Genomic DNA, 23,099 nt, shown 5'->3' with positions numbered 1-23,099 from the left:
AATTTCCGATTAACTAAGTGATTGAATATAACGAATTAACTACAATCAATTAACAAAATTATGAAAAAAAAATCTAAGAATAATGGGTTTCTATACTCATTGTTCCAAAATGACCTAAAATTGAAATTAACTACTCTACTTATTTTGGTCGCCATGTTTAATATCAAAGCAAGTACTTATGCTCAAAAAACAAAAGTTACCCTTGAATTAAACAATTCAACAATCGAAAAGGTTATTGAGACCATTGAACAAAAAACAGATTTCAGATTTATTTACAAAATGAATGACGTCGACTTAGATCGAACGGTTTCAATCTCTGTAAAGGAACAATCGATATATGTAGTTTTGGACCGAATTTTTAAAGGAACCCCAACCGAATTTAAAATTCGAGACACACAGATTATTCTTAAAAAACCAGAATTAAAATCGCAAAATATTCAAGACGAAAAAGAAACTATTTCTGGAATTATTACTAACGAAAATGGTGCTCCGCTTCCTGGAGCTTCTATCATCGAAGAAGGCACAAAAAATAGTGTGGTAACCGATTTTGATGGTAAATTTAAATTTACTGTCGAAAGTAGTTCTTCTATTATCGTAGTAAGTTTTGTAGGATATAAAACTAAAAAAGTTTCTGCTGGAAATGGCATTTTAAACATTCAATTGGAACCAGACGCCACCAACTTACAAGAAGTTGTTTTAGTAGGTTACGGTTCTTTGTCTAAAAAAGACGTTACTGGAGCTGTGTCTACAATTAATGCAAAAGACATGAATCAGGGTGCTCTTGTAAATCCGTTGCAATTGATTTCTGGAAAAGCAGCTGGTGTAAATATCAATCAGATTGGTAGTGAACCAGGTGGTGCTCCAAGTGTGCGTATTAGAGGTGTTTCTTCTCTTATCGGAGGAAACGATCCTTTGGTAGTTGTAGATGGAATTCAGGGAAACTTAGATTTATTGAATCAGATTCCACCAACAGAAATCGAGAATATTGATATCTTAAAAGATGCATCGGCTACTGCAATTTACGGTTCTCGCGGTGCGCCTGGAGTTATCATTGTTACTACTAAAAAGAATAAAGCAGGTAAAACTACAATCGAATATATCGGTTCTGCATCTGTAGATTTTATTCCAAAAAAACTAGATATGTTAAGTGCTGATGAATGGTGGACAGCGGCTCAAAATGTTGGTGTTCCAGCATCTGCAAACCACGGTTCTGATACAGATTGGTACGGAATTTTAACTAAAACTGGAATCACTCAAAACCATACTTTATCATTTGGCGGAGGTGCAGAAAAATTTAATTACAGAGCTTCGATCAGTGCGATTTTGCAAGATGGAGTTGTAATCAATTCAAATAATAAAAAATATATTGCGCGTGTTCAGGCATCGCAAACGGGTTTAGACGGAAAATTAAGATTGACTTATAATTTAAACAACGGAACAGATTATACCACCTCAAGTATTCAATCTATCGGACGCGTAAATTATGTTTCTAACTTAATTACAAATGCTTATTTAATGCGTCCGACTGATCCGGTTTTCAATACTGACGGAACGTATTTTACAGATCCAAACGTTTTTCAATACTTAAATCCTTATGCTGCGCAGCAGGAAATTACAAACGAATCTCAAGCTGATAATTTGTTTGGAAGCTTAAAAGCTGATTTGGATTTATTTGACGGATTAACCGCAAGCTGGTTCGGAAGCTGGAGAAAAACAAACAAAACGATTGGTTTTTATAATCCATCATCATCTACAGATTCTCATGCAATTGATCAAAAAGGTTTTGCTAACATTAAAAATGACAGACAAAACGAAAGATTAATGGACATCAGTCTTAATTACAAAAAGACTTTTGGAGCGCACAGCATAAATGTTTTGGCATTGTATGAGTGGCAGAATCAATTGTACCAAGGAAATTATGCTCAAATAAGAGGTTTTGTTGATGACATGACAACGTACAATAATCTAGAATTGGGAGACGTTTCGAAAGTACTTCCTGGAGATATGAAATCGTACAAAAATGACAGAACTGTTGTTTCTTTCTTAAATCGTATTAATTATTCTTATGCAGATCGTTATTTGTTTACCGGAAGTATTAGAAAAGATGGTGCGTCTGTATTTGGAGCTAACAATAAATGGGGGTATTTCCCATCTGCATCTGTTGCATGGAATATTTCAAAAGAAAATTTCATGGCAAACCAATCTCTAATTAACGATTTAAAATTAAGAGTTGGCTATGGTGAAACAGGTAATCAGCAAGGATTAGAGCCTAATAAAACACAACTTTTGGTTGGTAGTAGTGGAAGCACTTATTTTGGTGGTTCTCAAATTAATAATTTCAATATTGCTCAAAACGCAAATCCTGATTTGAAATGGGAAACTAAAAAACAAACCAATATCGGTCTTGATTTTGCTATGTTAGACAACAGATTAAGAGGAACAATAGATGTTTATACTTCAAAAACAGATAATTTATTATTTGATTATACGGTACCTCAGCCTCCTTATCCTTTCAATAAAATTAAGGCAAACGTAGGAAGTATTTCAAACAAAGGTCTTGAGGTTGCTCTTGGATATGATGTAATCAGAAACGAAAACACCACTTTTACACTTGCTGGAAACGTTTCTTTAATGAAAAACGAAGTACTTAACTTAAGTGGCAGTATTAATGGAGTTCCTTTAAATACAGATTATGTTGCTTGGGGAGGCGCTGGTTCAAGTTCTTACTTAATAAAAGGACAGCCAATTGGTACTTATAATATTTTACATCACACAGGTGTAGATGCCGCTGGAGTTGAAACAGTCGAAGATCGTGACGGAAATGGTACGATTGATCAAGGTGATAGAAGTGCAGACAGAGTAATTAGAGGATCTGCTTTACCAAAATATACATATGCTTTCAATCCAACCTTTACGCACAAAAACTTTGACGCTTCAATGTTATGGAGAGGTTCAGGAGGAAATAAAATCTACAACCAAGTACGTGCTAACATAAGCAAACTGGAAAATATTGGTAAATCTAACATTCTGGCAAGTGCTGTAGATGAAGGTATTTACACTTCTCCTTACGCATCTGATATGTACTTAGAAGATGGTTCATTTTTGCGTCTGGAAAATGTTACTGCTGGATATAATTTTCGTTTTACTGATGTTAAATACATCGAATCTGTTAGAATCTCTCTTACAGGAAACAACCTTTTACTTATCACAAATTACTCTGGTATAGACCCAGAAGTAACTTTGAGCGGAAGTGGAAAAGTTGAAGATAACTTTGGTTCAGATAGAGGAATTTATCCTCGTACCAGAAGTATTGCTATCGGTTTGAATGTAAAATTTAAATAGTAAAAGAAATGAAACTTAAAAATATATTAGTGTTAGGAAGTGTATGTTTCCTGTCTCTTGTTGGCTGTACCAATGTAGATGAAAATATTTATGATAAATATCCTGCCGAAGATTTCTACGGAACCCCAGCCGGTGCAGATGTTGCGCTTGCTAGTGTATATGCTCAAGTAGGCGGAAACTGGGATGGTGTAGGATACGCTGGTGCAGATAACGGCTGGTACGATTTGAACAGTATGGCTGCAGACGAACAAGTAATTCCGCACAGAAATACAGGCGACTGGCAGCTTGACTTTGCACGTGTTTACACGCACAAATGGCTTCCAACAGATTTGATGGTAAACAACACTTGGAATTGGCTTTACAAATCAATTTTCAGTGCCAATTTAGCCGTTTCTCAATTAGAGACTGCCAATGCAGAAAAGTCAAAAATTGCAGAAGCAAAAGTATTGCGTGCTTTTTTCTATTACCTGTTAATGGATGATTACGGAAATATTCCGTTCTACACAGACAATAATATTACCGTTGATAAAATTCCGCAAGCAAGCCGCCAGCAAGTTTATGATTTTGTTATAAAAGAATTGACTGAAAATGTAGAATTGCTTTCTGGAGAAAAAGGAGGAAATTATTACGGAAGATTTAACAAATGGGCTGCTTATACTTTATTAGCAAAAGTATATTTGAATGCAGAAGTTTATACAGGACAAGCAAAATGGGCGGAATGTCTTGCGGCTTGCCAAAAAGTTTCTGAAGGAAATTTTAGCCTTCACCCAGCTTCAAACAATGCTGCAAGTCCGCTTGGAAATACGTATTATGAATTGTTCGGAGATGTACTTCCTGCAGATGAAACTATCCTTTCTATCTATACAACTGTAGATGTTGTTTCTAGAAATATTCTTAGCGTAAGAAGTTTATACGGACCACATTGCCAGGCTCTTTTTGGGTATAGCGGATGGAATGGTACAATTGTTCCTAAAGATTTCTATCAAAAATATACAGATAGTGACATTCGTAAAAAACAGTTTTTAATTGGAGAACAGCCAGGCGGAACAAATTATACACTTGACATCAGTTCATTGGACAATCCTGGAGCAGGTGCTCAAGAAGGAGTTCGTAACGTTAAATTCTATCCTGTAACTCCTAGAAATGGCGGAGGTGCATCAAACGACTTCCCTATTTACAGATATGCAGACGTTCTTTTAATGATGGCGGAATGTAATGTTCGTTTAAATAATCCCGCTGCTGCAAAACCATTTATCGACGCAGTTAAGCAACGTGCTGGTTTAGGAGCTTTGGATAACGTACCTACTTTAACTGATATTTATAACGAAAGAGGTCTTGAGCTAAACTGGGAAGGTCACAGAAGACAAGATATGATCCGTTTTGGAACTTTCTTAGCCGCAAAACAATTCATGGAAGGTTCAGAAGAATATAGAAAAATCTATCCTATTCCAACTTCTGCTTTAAATGCAAATCCAGGTCTTAAACAAAATCCAGGTTACTAATTAAAAGTATTTTATATGAAATCGCCGTTCTAAAACAAGTTTAATAATGAAGTACGGCAGTATCATAGTACTTTAAAAACAAATAATAACTACATATGAAACAATATATAAATAGATTATTTGCACTTACAGCCTTACTTATTGTTGGAGCTGCTTGTGAAAATGATGCAGAATTAACCTATCTAAAAGATGTCCAGTTCTCATCAGATATAAAAATTGCTCCAGGTACAACTTTTGTACTTCTGGAAGACAATGCAGATACAGATGCCATTACTATTTCTTGGGATAAAGTCACTTTTCCTATTGAAGCACCTGTAACTTATGCTGTACAATTTGATGTTCCTTCAGATATTACGGGTTCAAATGCTTGGCTACATGCCACACGTATAGAAGTAGGGCAAGATGTTTTGACTAAAACTTTTTCAGTAAGAGATTTCAATAAAATTGCGACAGATTTAGGTTTACCAATAGACAAAGCAAGCAAACTTGTAGTGCGTGTTGAAGCTCTAATGGACAGAAAAGTGTTTTCTAAAAACGTAGAGTTGACTGTTACTCCTTATGAAAAAGCAGTTGCTTTTGGCGAAATTTATATGCCTGGCGATTATCAAGGTTGGGCGGTTGAAACTGCTGCAACTTTAACCGCAATTGAAAAAGGAGTCTATCAAGGATACATGACTGCTGAAGGAACTGCACTAGCATTCAAATTAAATACTGCCAGAACATGGGCTGAATTTTATGGTGCAGGTGCTACTAATGAAGATTTAGTTAGAATGGATGATGATAATTTATTTCTTCCAAGTGCAGGTTCGTACCAAATTAAAGTAAATTTGAACACGTTGAAATGGTCTGCAACTGCTTATGCATGGGGAATTGTTGGAACTGCTCAAACAGGAGGATGGGACAACAGCACACCAATGAGTTATGATCATCAAACTAAAACATGGAAAGTAACAGCAGACTTAGTTCCTGGAGCATTGAAATTCAGATTGAACAACAAATGGGATGTTAATTATGGCCCTGCTGATGAGTCTAAAAATGTTATTACTAAAGATAATGCAGGTGCTTACACTATTTCTGAAGCGGGAACTTATGAAATTACCTTCACTATTGAAGAAACAGATCCAAACACAAATGGCTATCCTGCAACAGCAACTTGCAGCATAGTTAAAAAATAATCTAACATCATTCATACTGGTTAGATTAGTTTTGAGTGATACCTGCCTTTCTGAGCAAAAGGCAGGTTATCTAAAAAAATAAAAACTGCCGCTCAAAACCTATCCAATTTAATTTTAAAATTATGAAGTCTAACTCCAATATTTTTCTTGCTTTACTGCTTTCAATAGCTTTTGTGTCGTGCAGTTCTTCTGAAGAAAACCTTAAACCAGAGCCAAATCCAGGAACAGAAAACGAATATCAGCAGTATGGATCTCCATTTGATAAAGTGGCAGCCAACGAAGATGCCGTAATTTATCAGGTAAATGTGCGCTCTTTTAGTCCAGAAGGAAACTTAAAAGGTGTTCAGAAACGACTTGGAGATATTCAGAAACTAGGTGCAAATGTCATTTATCTGATGCCGATTTATCCTGTTGGAAAAATAAAAACAGCTGGAAAATTAGGTTCTCCTTATTCTATTAAGGATTATAAAGCCGTTAATTCTGATTACGGAACATTAGAAGACCTTCGAGCATTGGTTACCGAGGCACACAGCAAAAATATGGCGGTAATTTTAGACTGGGTTGCCAATCATACTTCTTGGGATAATCAATGGATAACGGCTCATCCTGATTGGTACCAAAAAGATGCCAGCGGAAACATTACCATTCCGCCTAGAACAAACTGGCAAGATGTAGCGCAGTTAAATTATACCAATGCAGAAATGAAAAAGGCGATGATCGATGCCATGTCCTATTGGGTTTACAATGCCAACATTGATGGATTTAGATGTGATGCAGCCGATTTTGTTCCGATGAATTTCTGGTCAGAAGCGATTTCTAAAATCCGTAAAATCAAAAAGCAAAGAATGATATTAATGGCAGAAGGCACTAGAGTCAATCATTTTGATGCGGGATTCGATTACACTTTTGGTTTTGCTTATTTCGGCGCTTTAGAAAAAGTGTTTTCAGAAGCGCAACCTGCAAGTTATCTTCAAACTGAAAGCTCCAAAGAATATGGACAGCTGGACGCTTCAAGAAGAATTGTACGTTATACAACAAATCACGACGTGAATCTTTCTGACGGAACTCCGCTTGAACTTTTTGGAGGAAAAAAAGGTTCTTTAGCCGCATTTGTAATTGCATCAAGCATGAAATCTGTTCCTATGATTTATAATGGTCAGGAAATTGGGTACAACAAACGCATCGATTATTTTGACAATGTTCCTATCGATTGGTCTACTGCAGATAATGAAATGCTTTTAGAATATCAGAAAATAATCGCATTTAGAAATTCTAGTGAAGCACTCCGAAAAGGAAAACTAACGGGTTATAGCAGCAATGATGTGAGTATTTTTACAATGGAAACTACAAATGAAAAAGTCTTAATTGTAGCAAATATTAAAAATAAATCTATTAAATACACGACTCCAACTTCTTTGGCTAATACCAACTGGAAAGATGCATTAACTGGAAGTACAATTTCTATTGGTTCAGAAATTAATTTAGAAGCTTACCAATATTTAATACTTAAAAAAGAATAAAAGCTTTTAATAAAGTTAGATTTGCAAAAAACTAAATAAAATGAATTTTCAATCCCAAAAAACATTGCTTCAAATGCGTTTGAACAAAAAAACAGCGCTTTTATTTTTTGTTATCCTAAGTGTATTTTCGCTTCAGGCACAAGAAATAACTTCGCCAGACAAAAATCTTTCTCTAAAATTTGAATTAAAAGAAGGCGGCATTCCGTCTTACCAATTATCATACAAACAGAAACCGGTTATTAAACCAAGTTCTTTAGGTTTAGAGCTTAAAAACAACGCTTCGTTTATGGATGGTTTTACCATTACAAATACTGCACAATCTTCTGTTGATGAAAATTGGAATCCGGTTTTAGGAGAAGAAAAAACAATTCGCAATCATTACAACGAATTGGTTGTCACTTTAGCGCAAGCGAAAAACAACAATAGGTTTATCCGTATTCGTTTCCGTTTATTTAACGACGGATTGGGATTTAGATATGAATTTCCGAAACAAAATGATCTGAATTATTTTGTAATTAAAGAAGAGCGCACTGAATTTCAATTGGCTGGAAATCATAAAATTTTCTGGATTCCAGGAGATTATGACACCAACGAATATGCTTATACAACATCAAAGATTTCAGAAATTCCTTCTTTGATGAAAAAAGCTACGATTGAGATTAATGCACAGCAGCCAATCAAAGAATTATCTGTACAAACACCATCTATGATGAAATCAAACGATGGTTTATATATCAACATTCACGAAGCAGGATTAATTAACTATCCCGCAATGTACCTTGAAGTTGATGCTAAAACCAACAAAATGACAAGTCATTTGGCACCAGATGCCATTGGTGCAAAAGGCTACATGCAGACTGACACTCAAACACCTTGGAGAACTATTGTAGTAAGTGATAAAGCAACTGACATTTTAGCTTCAAAATTAATTTTAAACCTTAACGAACCAACCAGTTACAAAGATGTTTCATGGATTAAACCTGTAAAATACATTGGAATTTGGTGGGAATATTTCGTTGCAGGAAGAAGCACGTGGGCTTTCGGGAAAGAAAACAACGTAAAAATGACAGATGATTTTACGAAACTTACGCCAAACGGAAAACACGGAGCCACTACAGAACGTGCAAAAGAATACATTGATTTTGCTTCTAAAAATGGCTTTGATGCAATCCTTATAGAAGGTTGGAACATTGGCTGGGAAGACTGGATTGGCAACTGGAAAGAAGACGTTTTTGATTTTGTAACTGCATATCCTGATTTTGATGTAAAAGCGGTTCATGCTTATGCTGCTTCAAAAGGTGTAAAAATTATCATGCACCATGAAACCTCTGGATCGGCTACAAATTACGAACGTCGTCTAGATCGTGCTTTTCAATTTATGAATGACAACGGTTATGATGCCGTAAAAACAGGTTATGTAGGACAGATTATTCCACGTGGCGAACATCATGACGGGCAATGGATGGTGAATCATTACATTAACGTTGCGAAACGTGCTGCCGATTATAAAATTATGATTAACAGCCACGAGGCCGTTCGACCAACGGGATTAAACCGAACTTTTCCAAACTGGATTGCTCAGGAATCAGCGCGCGGTACTGAGTTCGAATCTATGGGAGGATTAGCTCCAGATCACACTACAATTTTACCATTTACCCGTTTAATGGGAGGTCCAATGGATTTTACGCCTGGAATTTTCCAGACCGATCTTTCGTATTACGGAACAGGAAGTTCACAACGAGTAAACACGACTTTAGTAAAACAATTGGCTTATTATGTAACTATGTACAGTCCGTTGCAGATGGCGGCTGATATTCCTGGAAATTACGAGCGTTTTCCAGATGCATTTCAGTTCATTAAAGACGTTGCCGTAGATTGGGATAACAGTTATATTCTAGAAGCCGAACCTGGAGATTACATTACAATTGCTCGTAAAGCAAAAGGCAAAAAAGAATGGTATATTGGCGGAATTACAGATGAAAATGCCAGAACAGCAAACATTTCATTTGATTATTTACCTGCAGGAAAAAATTTCGTTGCCACCATTTATGCCGATGCTAAAGAGGCCAATTGGAATCAAAATCCACAAAAATATACGGTTACTAAAGTTATCGTAAACTCAAAAAGCAAATTGAAGCAATATTTAGCTCCTGGTGGAGGTGTTGCCATTAGCATCAAAGAAGGAACTGCTTCAGATTTAAAAGGATTGAAAAAATTATAATTTAAGACGCTAAGATTCTGAGATACTCAGTTTCTAATTTTTTTTCCACGAATTTTCAGAATTAAGATTTTCTAGATAAATCCTTAATTCGATAATTCGTGGCAGAAAAACCTATGCTCCTTTTTAAGCAAAAAAACTTACTATTTTGAAACTATTAACCACAAATGTTTGTCGAATTTAAAAACAATGCGAGTGAGAATGAATTTTAGTTAGAAATGCCGACAAGCATCCAAAAAACTATTATTATGGAAATCAAAATTACCACTAGATTATTTCATATTACAAAAGCATTAATTTGCTTTCTACTATTATTTGCAAGTTCAGCTTATGCACAAGATCCTCCGCAGTACGGGACACCGTTTGCAGGAGTTCCTGACACGAGAGATATTAATATGTATCAGGTTCATATTCGTCCGTTTAGTGCCAACGGAGATTTAGCTGGAGTAACTGCCCGATTAGATAATATAAAAGCACTAGGAACCAATGTTATTTATTTAATGCCGATTTTTCCGCACGGCACCGATTCCCGAAGTTCACCTTCACCTTATTGTATCAAAGATTTTAAAGCTGTCGGATCAGAATATGGTTCATTGGCCGATCTAAGAACTCTGGTTGATGGTGCGCACAGCCGCGGAATGGCCGTTATTTTAGACATCGCTATCAATGGAACTTCTTGGGACAATGTCTGGATTGCTTCACACCCTGAATATTATAAACGAACTGGCACAACCATTCAGCAACTAGGAAACTTCTCTGATATTGCAGCGCTAGATCTTAACAGTTCGGCAACACGAGCAGCTATAAAAGACGCCATGCGTTATTGGATTTTTGCTGCCAACATTGATGGTTACCGTTGCGATTATGCTAATAATCCTCCTTTGGATTTTTGGTCAGAAGTGAATTCAAATCTTCGAAGCATAACTTCTCATAACTTATTAATGTTAGCCGAAGGAGACAGACAAGAAAACTTTCAAGTTGGTTTCGATATGAATTATGGCGACAGATGGTTTCATGCAGGTTTGTATGATATTGCCAATGGCGGACCAGTTTCTCAAAGAATCCAAGATCAGACAACTTATGAATATGCAAAAGCAACAGGTAATCAGCAAATCGTTAGATATACGGGTAACCATGATACGTACACCAATGATGATGGCGTAAGAAGACCAATTATTGTATTCAAGAATCATAACGGAATTGTTGCTAATTTCTTGGTTTCTGCTTACATGAAAGGGGTTTCTTTTTTAATGAGCGGACAAGAGATCGACTACGAACCCAAAACGGATTGGCCGTGGCAGAACTTTAAATTTAACTGGTCTCAAAATCCAACAGCTGCTGCAGATTTTGCAAAAATCTTAAATTTCAGAACAACAAGCGCAGCCATCAGACGCGGTGATTTAACGACATACGCAAATGATGATATTAGCATTTTCACTAAAACATTAGGTACAGAAAAAGTAATCGTAATGTCGAATTTGAGAAATGCAGCTAAATCGTATGTTATTCCAGCAGCTTTGGCAGGAACTTATGTAAATCCGTATAACAATAATGCTTCAGTAACTTTAACAGCAGGGTCTACACGTAATTTTGCTGCTTACGAATATTTGGTTTTAACGAATACCAATGCACCTGTTGTCGCAGTAACCGGAGTTTCAGTTAGTCCAACAACGGTAACAGTTGGTTTAGGCACAACACAGCAGTTAAATGCGACGATTGCTCCAGCAAATGCCACAAATCAAAATGTAACTTGGACATCGAGTAATACAGCGGTTGCAACCATAAATGCTTCTGGATTGATTACGGCAGTTGCAGCAGGAACTGCAACGATTACAGTTAAAACAGTTGACGGAAATAAAACAGCAACTTCGGCTATAACTGTGGCAACAATTCCAGTTTCTTCTGTGGCAGTTTCTCCAACTTCTGCAAGTCTGTATGCTGGAAATACACAACAGCTTTCGACGACAATTTCGCCAGCAAATGCCACAAACAAAAATGTAACTTGGTCTTCAAGCAATACAGCAATTGCAACTGTTAATAGCGCTGGTTTAGTAACAGCTGTTGCAGCAGGAACAGCAACGATTACAGCAACTACACAAGACGGAAATAAAACAGCTTCGGCAACCATTACGGTTAATCCGAATACGAATTTCACGGTTTATTTCTACAAACCATCAAACTGGGGAACTGGAATTAAAATCTACTATTGGAATGCTTTACCAACAGGCGTTTTAGCAAATGCAACGTGGCCTGGAGTAAACATGACTGATAATGGAAATGGATGGTATAGCTACACTTTTACAAATGTAACCTCAACCAACTTAATTTTCAACGACGGAACCAACCAAACGGCTGATTTAAGCAGAGATAAAAACGGCTGGTACATGAACAGCGCTTGGTACGATTCTAATCCAGGAACGGGTGTTGCGGTTACAAGTGTGAGTTTGAGTCCTACAACAGCTTCATTAAACGTTGGCGGAACGCAACAGCTTACTCCTACTATTCTTCCTGCAAATGCAACGAATAAATCGGTAACCTATAGTTCTAACAATACTGCTGTTGCAACTGTAAATGCTTCTGGTTTAATTACCGCTGTAGCGAATGGAACGGCAACAATTACTGTTACAACTGTAGACGGAAACAAAACAAACACTTGTTTAGTATCGGTTACGACAGCACCTAGTGGAGGAAATTATTATACGATTAAAAACAGATGGACAGGTGCTTATTTATCTGATGCAGGAACAAATACAGGATACGGAGCAAGCGTTTCTGGAGACAATTACAAATGGCAGAAAATCGCTATTGATGCCACTTATTTTGTACTTAAAAATGTGGCAACAGGTGAACTAATGAATATCGAAGGCCAAACTGGAAATGTACAGTGCAATATAACTGATACTACTTTCTGGAGTGCACAATGGTCAAGCGATTATATCGACGGAACTTGGACTCGTTTAAGAAACAGATGGCAGTCAGGAAATATTATTCATGTTGAAAATCAAACTGGCTCCGCGCAATACGGAAATTCACAAGATGGTTGGTACAGCGCACAATGGCAATTGGAAGCGACAACGGTTGGAACTTCAAAAATGGCTCTAAATGTTGAAGAAGTTTCTACAACTGAACCCGAAATTAGCATTTATCCAAATCCTGCAATTAATAATGAGTTTAATATTGTAATGCCTGAATTAGCAAAGGGAAATTCTGCTGAAATTTTCGTTTCAGATTTAAACGGAAGAACTCTTTTAACAGAAAGACTTTCTGCTTCAGGACAAGTGAATCATCATTTATCTTCAGGAGTTTATGTTGTAAATATTATTTCTAAAGATTTTAAAGCTACCAAAAAACTGATCGTTAAATAAATTCGATTTGGTTGAAATAGAAAAGCGCATGAAATTATCATGCGCTTTTTTTTATTTTTTAAAATGTATAATTCAGAGCAAATCCGAAATTATTCTCCGATGTGATTTCATTTTTATTTAATGCGGGTTTAAAAGCTAAATTCTCATTTACATTAAACTGAGATAAAGCAGCATCAACGTTAGCGTCGATAATATTTAAGACATAAAAACCAACCATAAACAAAGCAGATAAATCTCTATTTCTTTGATAGCCTTTTTGAGCTGTAATCAACTGGCTTTCGCTTAATCCTGCTAAAAATTCCGAATCGCTTTTTTTACCTTCAAGCCTATTTTTATATTCGTTTCTATAAAGATTGTAATTCTTCTGATTGTCGATGTAGAAATAAGCACTCGTGCCAATAGCACCATATACCAAAGGAAGTTTCCAATATTTTTTATTATAAATCTGCCCTAAACCAGGCAAAACTGCAGAATAAAAAGCTGCTTTTGCTGGACGAAGCGGATCGATTGTTTCTGATTTTAAGGAATCATTTGAAATAATTCTATCTTTTCCCTGAGCGAAAATTGAAGTAAATCCAAGAAGTAAAAAAAGAACAAGAAATTGATTCTGCATATAAAGTGTCTTTGAAAATTTTGGCTCAAAGAAAACTTTTTAATTCTAAGGTTTTTCTTAAATAAAAGATAAAGAAAACTTAATTTTTAAATTAACTGATAACCAGTTAAATATCTCTAAAATATAAAAATAATACTACAATTTTTGTATTATTCAACTTAAAACTGTTACTTTGCAACATGAAAACTACAACAGTAAACAAGGAAGCAATTAAACAAGCCATTATCAAGATGAGAGATGATAAGGTTGCTGTACGCTCTTTTTTACAAGGAAAAACTTCTGCAGAAACCTTAACTTTAAAAGGTATCAAACTTGTTAAAACCATATAATTATACTTTTAATTCTGATTCTGGTTATTATAGTTTCTTTACAAAAAGACAAATTGAATACAGAGTTGCTTTCTACGAAGATTTCACATTAGCATCTTGCGTTGGGAACGATAAAGAACTTGGAAATGTTTATCAAATTACCATAGACAAAATTAGCTCTCAGCCTCAACAATTTGATGTGTTGATTTCAGAAACAATCAAAAACATTATTGCCTCGTTTTTTGAAAATATTCATGATGCATTAATTTATATTTGTGATGATAATGATAAAAAAGCATTTCAAAGATTTTCTGTTTTTGATAGATGGTACAAAAAAAGTTCCATGACCAATTATATCACAAAGCTTGATAATATTATTGAACTAGATTCTGATACAGAAACTATTAAACTTTATACATCTTTAATGTTTCATAAAGAAAATACTAATTTTAAAACCATAACAGAAGCTTTTAATAATATCAGTAATGTTTTAAATGGAGAAAAATCATAGTTAGTTCTAGCAACAAAAAACCGATATATTTCTATATCGGTTTTATTATTTATTAGTGTACACTTTACTCCTCAAACAACTCCATCAATTCCAGCGCACGTTTTATCGACTTCACATTTTCAAAAGTCAATAACAAACGTAAGCCGTTTACGGTTTGTTTTTCTTTCATTTTGCAAAGATTACTATGCTTTTGAACAAAGTTTAAAACATTTCTAAACTTCACCGACTGGTAATAATCTGATTGCTGATCGGATACGAAATAACCAATCATTTTGCCTTGTTTCAACACCAATTTCTCGATTCCGACTTTAGTCGCAATCCATTTTATTCTGATGCTGTTTAACAATGCTGTTGCTTGTTTTGGCAAAGGCCCGAAACGGTCAATTAGTTTTTTCTCGAATTCCTGTAAGCCCGCTTCGTCTTTTATTGCTCCTAATTCGTTGTATAAAACCAAACGTTCTGAAACGTTATTGATATATTCATCTGGGAATAATAATTCGAAATCGGCATCGATTTGAATATCTTTTACATACTCTTTGGTATCGATATCATTTTCTTCAGGATACAAATCTTTGAATTCGTTTTCCTTCAATTCTTCAATCGCTTCATTCATGATTTTCTGGTACGTATCAAAACCAATTTCGTTAATGAAACCGCTTTGTTCTCCGCCCAATAAATCTCCAGCACCACGAATCTCCAAATCTTTCATGGCAATATTGAAACCACTTCCCAATTCGCTAAATTGTTCCAATGCTTGAATACGTTTTCTGGCATCTTCGGTCATTGACGAATACGGCGGACAAATGAAATAACAGAATGCTTTTTTGTTGCTTCGCCCTACTCGACCGCGCATTTGGTGCAAATCTGATAATCCGAAATTATTAGCATTATTAATGAAAATCGTGTTTGCATTTGGAACGTCCAAACCGCTTTCGATAATGGTGGTTGCTACCAAAACATCAAAATCACCGTTCATGAAACCTAACATCAATTCTTCGAGTTTAGCGCCATCCATTTGTCCGTGGCCAATTCCGACTCTCGCATTTGGAACCAAACGCTGAATCATTCCTGCCACTTCTTTTATGTTTTCGATTCGGTTATTAATGAAGAAAACTTGTCCGTTTCTCTGAATTTCATACGAAATCGCATCACGAATAATTTCCTCATTAAAACCAACAACATTCGTTTCAATCGGATATCGGTTTGGCGGAGGCGTTGTAATTACCGATAAATCTCGAGCTGCCATCAAAGAAAACTGAAGCGTTCTCGGAATTGGTGTTGCCGTTAAAGTCAATGTATCAACATTGGCCGCAATGGTTTTCAGTTTATCTTTTACGTTTACACCAAACTTTTGTTCCTCATCAACAATCAATAATCCTAAGTCTTTAAAAACTACATTTTTATTGACCAATTGATGTGTTCCAATTACGATATCTAGTTTTCCTTCGGCTAAATCTTTTAAAGTCTGCGTTTTTTGTTTTGCCGTTCTAAATCGGTTTAAGTAACCAATTGTAACCGGCATATCTTTTAATCGTTCCGAAAAAGTTCTATAATGCTGGTACGCTAAAATAGTAGTCGGAACCAAAACAGCAACTTGTTTACTATTATCAACCGCTTTAAAAGCAGCACGAATCGCAACCTCTGTTTTTCCGAAACCAACATCACCACAAACCAAACGATCCATTGGGCGATCGCTTTCCATATCGGCTTTCACTTCTGCCGTCGATTTCATTTGATCTGGCGTATCTTCGTAAATAAACGAACTTTCCAATTCGTTTTGAAGATAACTGTCAGGCGCAAACTGAAATCCTTTTTCTAAACGGCGTTTTGCATAAAGCTGAATCAAGTTGAATGCAATATGTTTTACACGCGCTTTGGTCTTTTGTTTTAAAACCTTCCAAGCGTTCGATCCCAGTTTATAAATTTTCGGAGGCGTTCCGTCTTTTCCGTTGTATTTCGAAATTTTATGCAGCGAGTGAATGCTCACATACACAATATCATTATCGGCATAAACCAGTTTTATAGCCTCTTGCGTTTTGCCTTCAACCTGAATTTTTTGCAAACCGCCAAACTTTCCAATTCCGTGATCAATGTGTGTTACATAATCGCCTACAGAAAGTGCGGTTAATTCTTTTAAAGTAATATTCTGCTTTTTAGAATATCCGTTTTTAATGTTGAATTTATGATAACGCTCAAAAATCTGGTGATCGGTGTAAGCCGTAATCTGATTTTCTTCGTCAATAAAACCTTGGTATAAAGGCAATACAATGGTATGATATTGCTTTCTGATGTTTTCTGAATTAGCTTCATCTAAAGATTCAAAAATATCGTGAAAACGTTTTGCCTGCGTATCATTGGAACAAAACAGATAATTGACATATCCGTTAAAATGATTTTCGCTCAGATTATTCAGCAATAAATCAAATTGCTTGTTGAAAGACGGCTGAGGCTGAATATGAAATTCGAATTTTTTAGTCGTTTTAAAAATCGGTCTTGAGGCCAATTCTACCACCGAAAAATCTAAAGCACGTTTTATAAACGAAGCCTGATTTAAGAACAATTGCTCCGGAGTGGCGTGTTTGATTTCTTTCGACAATTTCTCAAAAGCTTCTTCTGCTCTTGCAAATTGTTTGTCCAGCTGACTAAAAAGTCCGTCAGTATTTTGGATGAAAAGAACTGTTTTTTCGGCAATATAATCTAAGAAACTTTCTCGGTTTTCCTGAAAAAGTTTGTTCTCCACATTTGGGATAATCGTGATTTTTTTATGTGTTTCGACAGACAATTGCGTTTCCACATCAAAAGTTCTGATGCTGTCTACTTCGTTCCCAAAAAACTCAATTCTGTATGGATGATCATTTGAGAAAGAGAATACATCGACAATTCCCCCACGAACTGAAAATTCGCCAGGTTCTGTAATAAAATCTACTCTTTTGAATTCATATTCAAATAAAACTTCGTTAATAAAATCAATCGAAATTTTATCGTTTAAAGCCACTTTTAAAGTGTTTTTATCCAGTTCTTTTCTCGTAACAACTTTTTCAAAAAGTGCTTCAGGATACGTAACAATTACGGCAGGTTTTTTTCTTGAATTAATTCGGTTTAAAACCTCAGCGCGAAGCAGCACATTGGCGTTGTCTGTTTCATCAATCTGATATGGACGGCGAAATGACGCTGGATAAAACAATACATCTTGTTCTCCAATCATTTGCTCCAGATCGTTTAAGTAATATGCCGCTTCTTCCTTATTGTCTAAAACAATCAGAAAAGGCAGTTCGGTTTTCCTGAAAACAGAACGTGTTATAAAAGAAACAGCAGATCCCAACAATCCGCTGATATTCATTTTTACCTGATTTCCTTCCAGTAAACTTTTAGCAATCTGCTCGGCTTTTGGCAGATTATCGTAGGTTGTATATAAGGCGTTTTTACTCAACTTTTGGTATATTTTTATCTAAAGGCGGTGCCGAACTCGGAATCGCGCGTGTTGTGTCTAACATTCTAAGGAAATCTTCTTCTCCTTGTTCTTTAGGTATTTTGGCTTTTTCGACAATTTTATCCATTTGTCTTTCTAAAGAAATCAGCTCTTTATTGATTTCTTGTATCAAGAACACCACTTTATCATCTGGAATGGTGCTCAAATGAATGAATAAATCCAGCATTTTAATTTTAGTAATCAAAATAGAAATACGGCTTTTGATCTGTGGCTGATTAAATTGAGTCGGAATATTATTGTTTAAAGCCATTGCTTTCTTAGAAATCGCAGCCGATTTTTTCTGAAAAGCCCCAATTGTCTTTCTAGGCTTTTCTGAAATTTCTTTATTAAATTCACGCCACTCTGTCCATGAATTCAATTGTGATTCTGAAATTTCATTAATGGGTTCGTCTAGAAAAGTCCAACCTTTATTTATGTTGTTAAAAATAGCTTCTTTCTTTTTTGCTTCTTTTGCATTTTCTGCAAGGCGTTTTTCATTTTCATTTTGGCAAGAAAATAACACAGTTGTCAAAAGCAGAAAAAGAGATATTTTGTATTTCATTTATTAAAATGTTAGGTTGCAAAGTTACGAAGTAAATTTACAATTACGAATTCTGTTTTTTGCTAAAGATTCTATAAATCAAGGTTATTTTTTCGTCTTTTTATCCCTATTCGAGAATCAATTTAAAAAAAAATCATTTGATCATTATATCAATAAAATAGCGCTTTTTCATGGGATCTTAAAAAGGCACAAAGACACACTCTTAAAAGAGAATAATATAACAAACAAACTTTTAAATTATTGAATTTATAATTTATTATTCAAAAAAGCGCAAGTAATTGCGAAAACGTTATATTTGTGTCTCTAAAAATCATCATGAAATGAATCCTAAAATATTGATCATTGGCGCCTGCGGTCAGATTGGAACAGAACTGACGCAAAAACTGCGCAAAATATACGGAACCGAGAATGTAATCGCTTCTGATATTCGAAAATTAAATACTGATGTTGTTAATTCGGGACCTTTTGAAGTGGTCAATGCTTTAGATTTTAATCAGATCGAACATTTGGTAGAAGTGCATAAAATTACAGATGTATATCTAATGGCGGCACTTTTATCGGCAACTGCCGAGAAAAATCCAGCTTTTGCTTGGGATTTGAATATGAATTCACTTTTTCATGTTTTAAATTTAGCTAAAGCCAAAAAGATTCAGAAGATTTTCTGGCCGTCGAGTATTGCGGTTTTCGGACCAACAACTCCAAAAGAAAATACGCCTCAATATACCGTAATGGAGCCTTCTACAGTTTACGGAATTAGTAAACAGGCAGGCGAAAGATGGTGCGAATACTACCATAATATTTATGGTGTAGATGTTCGCAGTATTCGTTATCCAGGCTTAATCAGCTGGTCTACTCCTCCAGGCGGCGGAACTACAGATTATGCAGTTGATATTTTCTACAAGGCGATTGCCGATAAAAAATACGAATGCTTTTTGTCTTCTGAAACCAAAATGCCAATGATGTATATGGATGATGCAATCGATGCGACGATTAATATTATGAAAGCGCCAGCTGAAGAAATCAAAATACATTCTTCATACAATTTGGCTGCTATGAGTTTTACTCCAACTGAAATTGCTGCAGAAATTAAAAAACATATTCCTGAATTTGAAATTACGTATAACCCAGATTTCCGTCAGAAAATTGCAGACAGCTGGCCGGCAAGTATCGACGATGCTGAAGCAAGGAAAGATTGGGGATGGAATCATAAATTTGATTTGGAAACTATGACAAAAGATATGCTGGAGCATTTAGCATAGTCTGAGATGATAAAATTTTAAAAGCGTGTTATTTAAAAAAATAACACGCTTTTTTTGTGAATTTTATTTATAAGAAAAAATACTGATTGTATAATTTATGTACTTTTGATTGCGTTTAAATAATAATCAAGTTTATTCCAAAATCATCAATCAAATCACAACAAAAACATCAATCAAATGACAAATTCTTATCATCCTGTCGAGCAGAGCAAAAGAACTGCAATTGTCGACATTCTTCGGGGCTGGGCTATACTGGGTGTAGCCATTGGCAATTATCTGGATTTTCTATACATCGGTATAGAAAAAGAGCTTAAGCACAGTGCTTTCTCTGAAACTCTTCAATTTATTAACCGCTATTTATTTGCGGCAAAATCTTGGACATTATTAACTCTTTTATTTGGCTACGGATTTGCAATTTTGATTAACAATGTTGCTTCTAAAGGAAAAAATCCTGTCGCTTTTTTTGCATGGCGAATGTTTTTGCTATTTATTTTAGCCTTTATTAATTCTGCTTTTTGGCTTGGCGACATTTTAAAAGATTACGCCTTTTTAGGAGTTGTATTATTGCTTTTTTACAGATGTTCTGCCAAAACTTTAGCCATTATTTCTGCCGTAATTATACTTACAATTCCTTTTGTAATGGCTTATGTAAATGGTTTAAAAATTGAACATCCTGCAATTGCAACAAATCCCGAATATTTAAAACTGTATCATTCTGGAAACTGGATTGACTTTTTCAGATTTAATCTGCTTGCGTCATTCTACGAACAAATTATAATTCCAGGCTATGCAATTACTGCTCATTATGTAATGTTGGGCTGTATGCTTTTTGGATTTATGCTTCAAAAACTAAACTTCTTCAATCGCTTAACAGAATTAAAGAAACTTTTAAAATCTGTCTGCATCATTAGTTTAGCTGTTGCTGTACTTATCGCGATTGGATTTAATATTGCTATAATATACAAAGCTCCGTTATTAAAATTCTTTCACCCACTTTACTGGTTAGTATTAAGTACAATGATTTTTATCTCGACTGGAATCTGTCTTTTATACGTCAATGGAAAATTAAAAACAGTTTTCAGTTATTTTAGCGCAGGCGGAAAAATGACATTGACCAATTATATGAGCCAAAATATATTGGCTGGTATTATTTTTTCTGGAATTGGATTCGGAATTGCAGATTCAATGCCGTATTGGTTTTACTTTTTATTGGCTGTTTTTATCTTTATCATTCAATTGTTTATTAGTAAATGGTGGCTTTCAAAATACAATTATGGCCCAATTGAATGGTTATGGAGATCTGCAAGTTATAGAGAATGGGTTCCTTTTAAAAAAGCACAACCAGAGGTTGCTGCTGATATAAAAATGGTCTAAAATTAAAAATTTGGAATAACCTTGAATATAAAAGAAAAGCCCTTAAATTTAGATTTAAGGGCTTTTTTAAGTAGTCTAAAGGAATTACTTCACTTCAAAATATTGTTTGTTTTACATCTGTCGCTTCAATTTATGGTATGATTTTTTTCTGACGCAATTGATCAAAAAGACTAAAAAACATTTCTTCGGTATCTATAAATTCATAAAAACCCAAACGTCTTGCTTTGGTTCCATCAGCAAAAAAATCATAATCCCACGAAAAAACAAAATCTCCAAAGTTCCAACTGGCTAATTTTTCATAATCGTGTTTTTCTAAATTGTATTTTCCCTGAATATTTCCCCATAAAACCTTTTTGTCAGCCATAACTGTTTTTAATTCCATTTGAAGCGGAGGTGCAACAGGAATATCAAAATAAGAAGCAATTTTAGGCCAAAGTTCTGTCCATCGAAACAGATCGCCATTTGTTATATTAAAAGCCTGATTGGCACATTGCAGATTTGTAGCTGCCCAAACAGTTGCTTTGGCTAAGAGCCCTGCATCAGTCATTTCCATAAGTTTATCGTATGCCCCTGCTTTCCCCGGAAATCGAAGCGGAATATTTAATTCTTTAGAAATTGATGCGTAAACAGCTATCAAAAGTGCCAGATTCATTGGATTTCCTATTGCTGTACCGCCAACAACCGATGGACGGATTGCACTCCAATTCCACTTTTTTCCTTCTTTCTTTTTTTCTAAATATTGCTGCTGATCCATGTTAAATTCAGGAGGCATGTGTCCCGCATCTGTTTCTTTGGCTGGAGTTTTAAATGGCCCTAAATGAGCTCCATAAACTTTATAACCTTGCATCAAACTAATATGCTGTAAGTCTTTAGATATTGGTTCAATTATCTCAACTACATTTTTAAGCATGTTTAGATTTGGCTCAACAAGTTCAGACCATGATGGACGATCTTGATAAGCGGTATAAAATATATGGGTAATATTTTTAAGATCAGATAATTGTTTCTTACTGTTTTCAGTATCCAGCAAATCAACTGGAATGTATTTCAGATTAGGTGCATCGTTGCCTCCTTTTCGGGATAATCCAATAATATCCCAATTGTTAGTAGATAAAAGATATTCTATAAGATTTGCACCGATAACGCCATTTGCGCCAACAACCAATGCTGTGTTTTTATTTGCTGTCATTTTCTTTGTATTTAAAATTGTTTTACAAAGTTCAGACAAGCTAAAGAGCTATAAAATGAAGTGGATTATGAAATAAGGTTGAACTAGTTCAAGTTTACTTTTTCAATTTATTGTTTTTTATTTTTGAAAGAAATTCTGTTGTCATTCCCAAATAAGAAGCCAAAACATATTGAGGTACCCGATTTGCGATTAAAGGGAATTGATTTATAAATTTCTCATAACGCTCTTCTGCCGAAGAAGTGAGATTTGTAATAATTCTTCGTTGAAAAAATGCAGCCGTACGTTCTGCTGTAATACGAAAAAAAGTTTCAAATTTTGGATTAGCCCGTTTTAATTTCGCTTCCGTTTCGAAATCTATTTGCAGCAAAACAGCATCTTCTAAAGCCATAACAAACATCGTAGCTGGTTGCTGATAAATGTAACTATTATAGTCAGAAATCCACCAGTCTTCAATAGCAAAGGCAATCGTATGTTCCTGACCTTCATCATTTACCACATAAGCTCTTAAAGCACCTTCTACCACATAGTTTCTATGTTGAGCCACAAAATCTGGCTGCACTATAAATTGCCGTTTCTTTATCTTTTTTATTTTAAAATTAGAAACAAATTGATTGGCCTCTTCGTCAGAAAGTTCTATTCGGTCTTGCAAATGCTTGATTAAAAACTCGTATTCTGTCATCCTTTTTTGATTT

The 23,099-nt window shown here is 35.2% G+C and carries 15 protein-coding genes; 10 read left to right on the top strand and 5 right to left on the bottom strand.

Annotated features, from left to right (window positions below):
* Positions 1-120: 120 nt before the first annotated feature.
* From BSF41_RS11435 to BSF41_RS11410, 6 genes are all read left to right on the top strand, one after another.
* Positions 121-3,342, top strand: coding sequence for a TonB-dependent receptor (locus tag BSF41_RS11435; protein WP_253251811.1), 3,222 nt, complete (start codon positions 121-123; stop codon positions 3,340-3,342).
* A gap of 8 nt (positions 3,343-3,350) precedes the next feature.
* Positions 3,351-4,844, top strand: coding sequence for a RagB/SusD family nutrient uptake outer membrane protein (locus tag BSF41_RS11430; RefSeq protein ID WP_095929624.1), 1,494 nt, complete (start codon positions 3,351-3,353; stop codon positions 4,842-4,844).
* A 95-nt stretch (positions 4,845-4,939) separates the two neighbouring features.
* Positions 4,940-6,019 carry a SusE domain-containing protein gene (locus BSF41_RS11425; RefSeq protein ID WP_095929623.1) on the top strand — a complete coding sequence of 360 codons (1,080 nt, stop codon included), beginning with the start codon at positions 4,940-4,942 and terminating at the stop codon, positions 6,017-6,019.
* A gap of 122 nt (positions 6,020-6,141) precedes the next feature.
* A complete protein-coding gene (locus BSF41_RS11420; protein ID WP_095929622.1) occupies positions 6,142-7,539 on the top strand; it encodes an alpha-amylase family glycosyl hydrolase in 1,398 nt (465 codons plus the stop codon).
* A gap of 73 nt (positions 7,540-7,612) precedes the next feature.
* Positions 7,613-9,760 (top strand): glycoside hydrolase family 97 protein, encoded by a 2,148-nt coding sequence (locus tag BSF41_RS11415; RefSeq protein ID WP_095929780.1) that lies wholly within the window; start codon positions 7,613-7,615, stop codon positions 9,758-9,760.
* A 245-nt stretch (positions 9,761-10,005) separates the two neighbouring features.
* Positions 10,006-13,122 carry an Ig-like domain-containing protein gene (locus tag BSF41_RS11410; RefSeq protein WP_172426893.1) on the top strand — a complete coding sequence of 1,039 codons (3,117 nt, stop codon included), beginning with the start codon at positions 10,006-10,008 and terminating at the stop codon, positions 13,120-13,122.
* 58 nt (positions 13,123-13,180) lie between these two features.
* Here the strand turns inward: BSF41_RS11410 and BSF41_RS11405 are convergent, their stop codons facing one another.
* Positions 13,181-13,735, bottom strand: coding sequence for a DUF5683 domain-containing protein (locus BSF41_RS11405; RefSeq protein ID WP_095929620.1), 555 nt, complete (start codon positions 13,733-13,735; stop codon positions 13,181-13,183).
* A gap of 179 nt (positions 13,736-13,914) precedes the next feature.
* Between BSF41_RS11405 and BSF41_RS23755 the strand changes: the two genes are divergently transcribed.
* The gene (locus BSF41_RS23755; RefSeq protein WP_172426892.1) at positions 13,915-14,064 is read left to right on the top strand and encodes a hypothetical protein; all 150 of its coding nucleotides are present in this window, start codon (positions 13,915-13,917) and stop codon (positions 14,062-14,064) included.
* Entirely contained in the window at positions 14,048-14,554 is a 507-nt protein-coding gene (locus tag BSF41_RS11400) for a DUF6169 family protein (RefSeq protein ID WP_095929619.1), read from the top strand. The genes BSF41_RS23755 and BSF41_RS11400 overlap by 17 nt, the downstream gene beginning before the upstream one ends.
* Positions 14,555-14,618: 64 nt before the next feature.
* Here BSF41_RS11400 and mfd read toward each other — a convergent pair whose 3' ends face one another.
* Together mfd and BSF41_RS11390 are read right to left on the bottom strand one after the other, a co-directional pair.
* Positions 14,619-17,984 (bottom strand): transcription-repair coupling factor, encoded by a 3,366-nt coding sequence (gene mfd / locus BSF41_RS11395; protein WP_095929618.1) that lies wholly within the window; start codon positions 17,982-17,984, stop codon positions 14,619-14,621.
* The gene (locus BSF41_RS11390; protein WP_095929617.1) at positions 17,977-18,585 is read right to left on the bottom strand and encodes a hypothetical protein; all 609 of its coding nucleotides are present in this window, start codon (positions 18,583-18,585) and stop codon (positions 17,977-17,979) included. Before BSF41_RS11390 ends, mfd begins: the two co-directional genes overlap by 8 nt.
* A gap of 320 nt (positions 18,586-18,905) precedes the next feature.
* Between BSF41_RS11390 and BSF41_RS11380 the strand changes: the two genes are divergently transcribed.
* On the top strand, positions 18,906-19,844 hold the full coding sequence (locus tag BSF41_RS11380; protein ID WP_095929615.1) for an L-threonine 3-dehydrogenase: 939 nt from the start codon (positions 18,906-18,908) through the stop codon (positions 19,842-19,844).
* A gap of 177 nt (positions 19,845-20,021) precedes the next feature.
* Positions 20,022-21,218 carry a DUF418 domain-containing protein gene (locus tag BSF41_RS11375; RefSeq protein ID WP_095929614.1) on the top strand — a complete coding sequence of 399 codons (1,197 nt, stop codon included), beginning with the start codon at positions 20,022-20,024 and terminating at the stop codon, positions 21,216-21,218.
* A gap of 130 nt (positions 21,219-21,348) precedes the next feature.
* Here the strand turns inward: BSF41_RS11375 and BSF41_RS11370 are convergent, their stop codons facing one another.
* Positions 21,349-22,407 carry an SDR family oxidoreductase gene (locus BSF41_RS11370; protein ID WP_095929613.1) on the bottom strand — a complete coding sequence of 353 codons (1,059 nt, stop codon included), beginning with the start codon at positions 22,405-22,407 and terminating at the stop codon, positions 21,349-21,351.
* Positions 22,408-22,501: 94 nt separating this feature from the next.
* The gene (locus BSF41_RS11365) at positions 22,502-23,086 is read right to left on the bottom strand and encodes a Crp/Fnr family transcriptional regulator (RefSeq protein WP_095929612.1); all 585 of its coding nucleotides are present in this window, start codon (positions 23,084-23,086) and stop codon (positions 22,502-22,504) included.
* Positions 23,087-23,099 lie beyond the last annotated feature (13 nt).

Source organism: Flavobacterium sp. ACN2 (assembly GCF_002303885.1).
Lineage (GTDB): Bacteria > Bacteroidota > Bacteroidia > Flavobacteriales > Flavobacteriaceae > Flavobacterium.
Note: the sequence above shows the minus strand (reverse complement) of the source record. Positions and strands in the feature narration are given on the sequence as shown.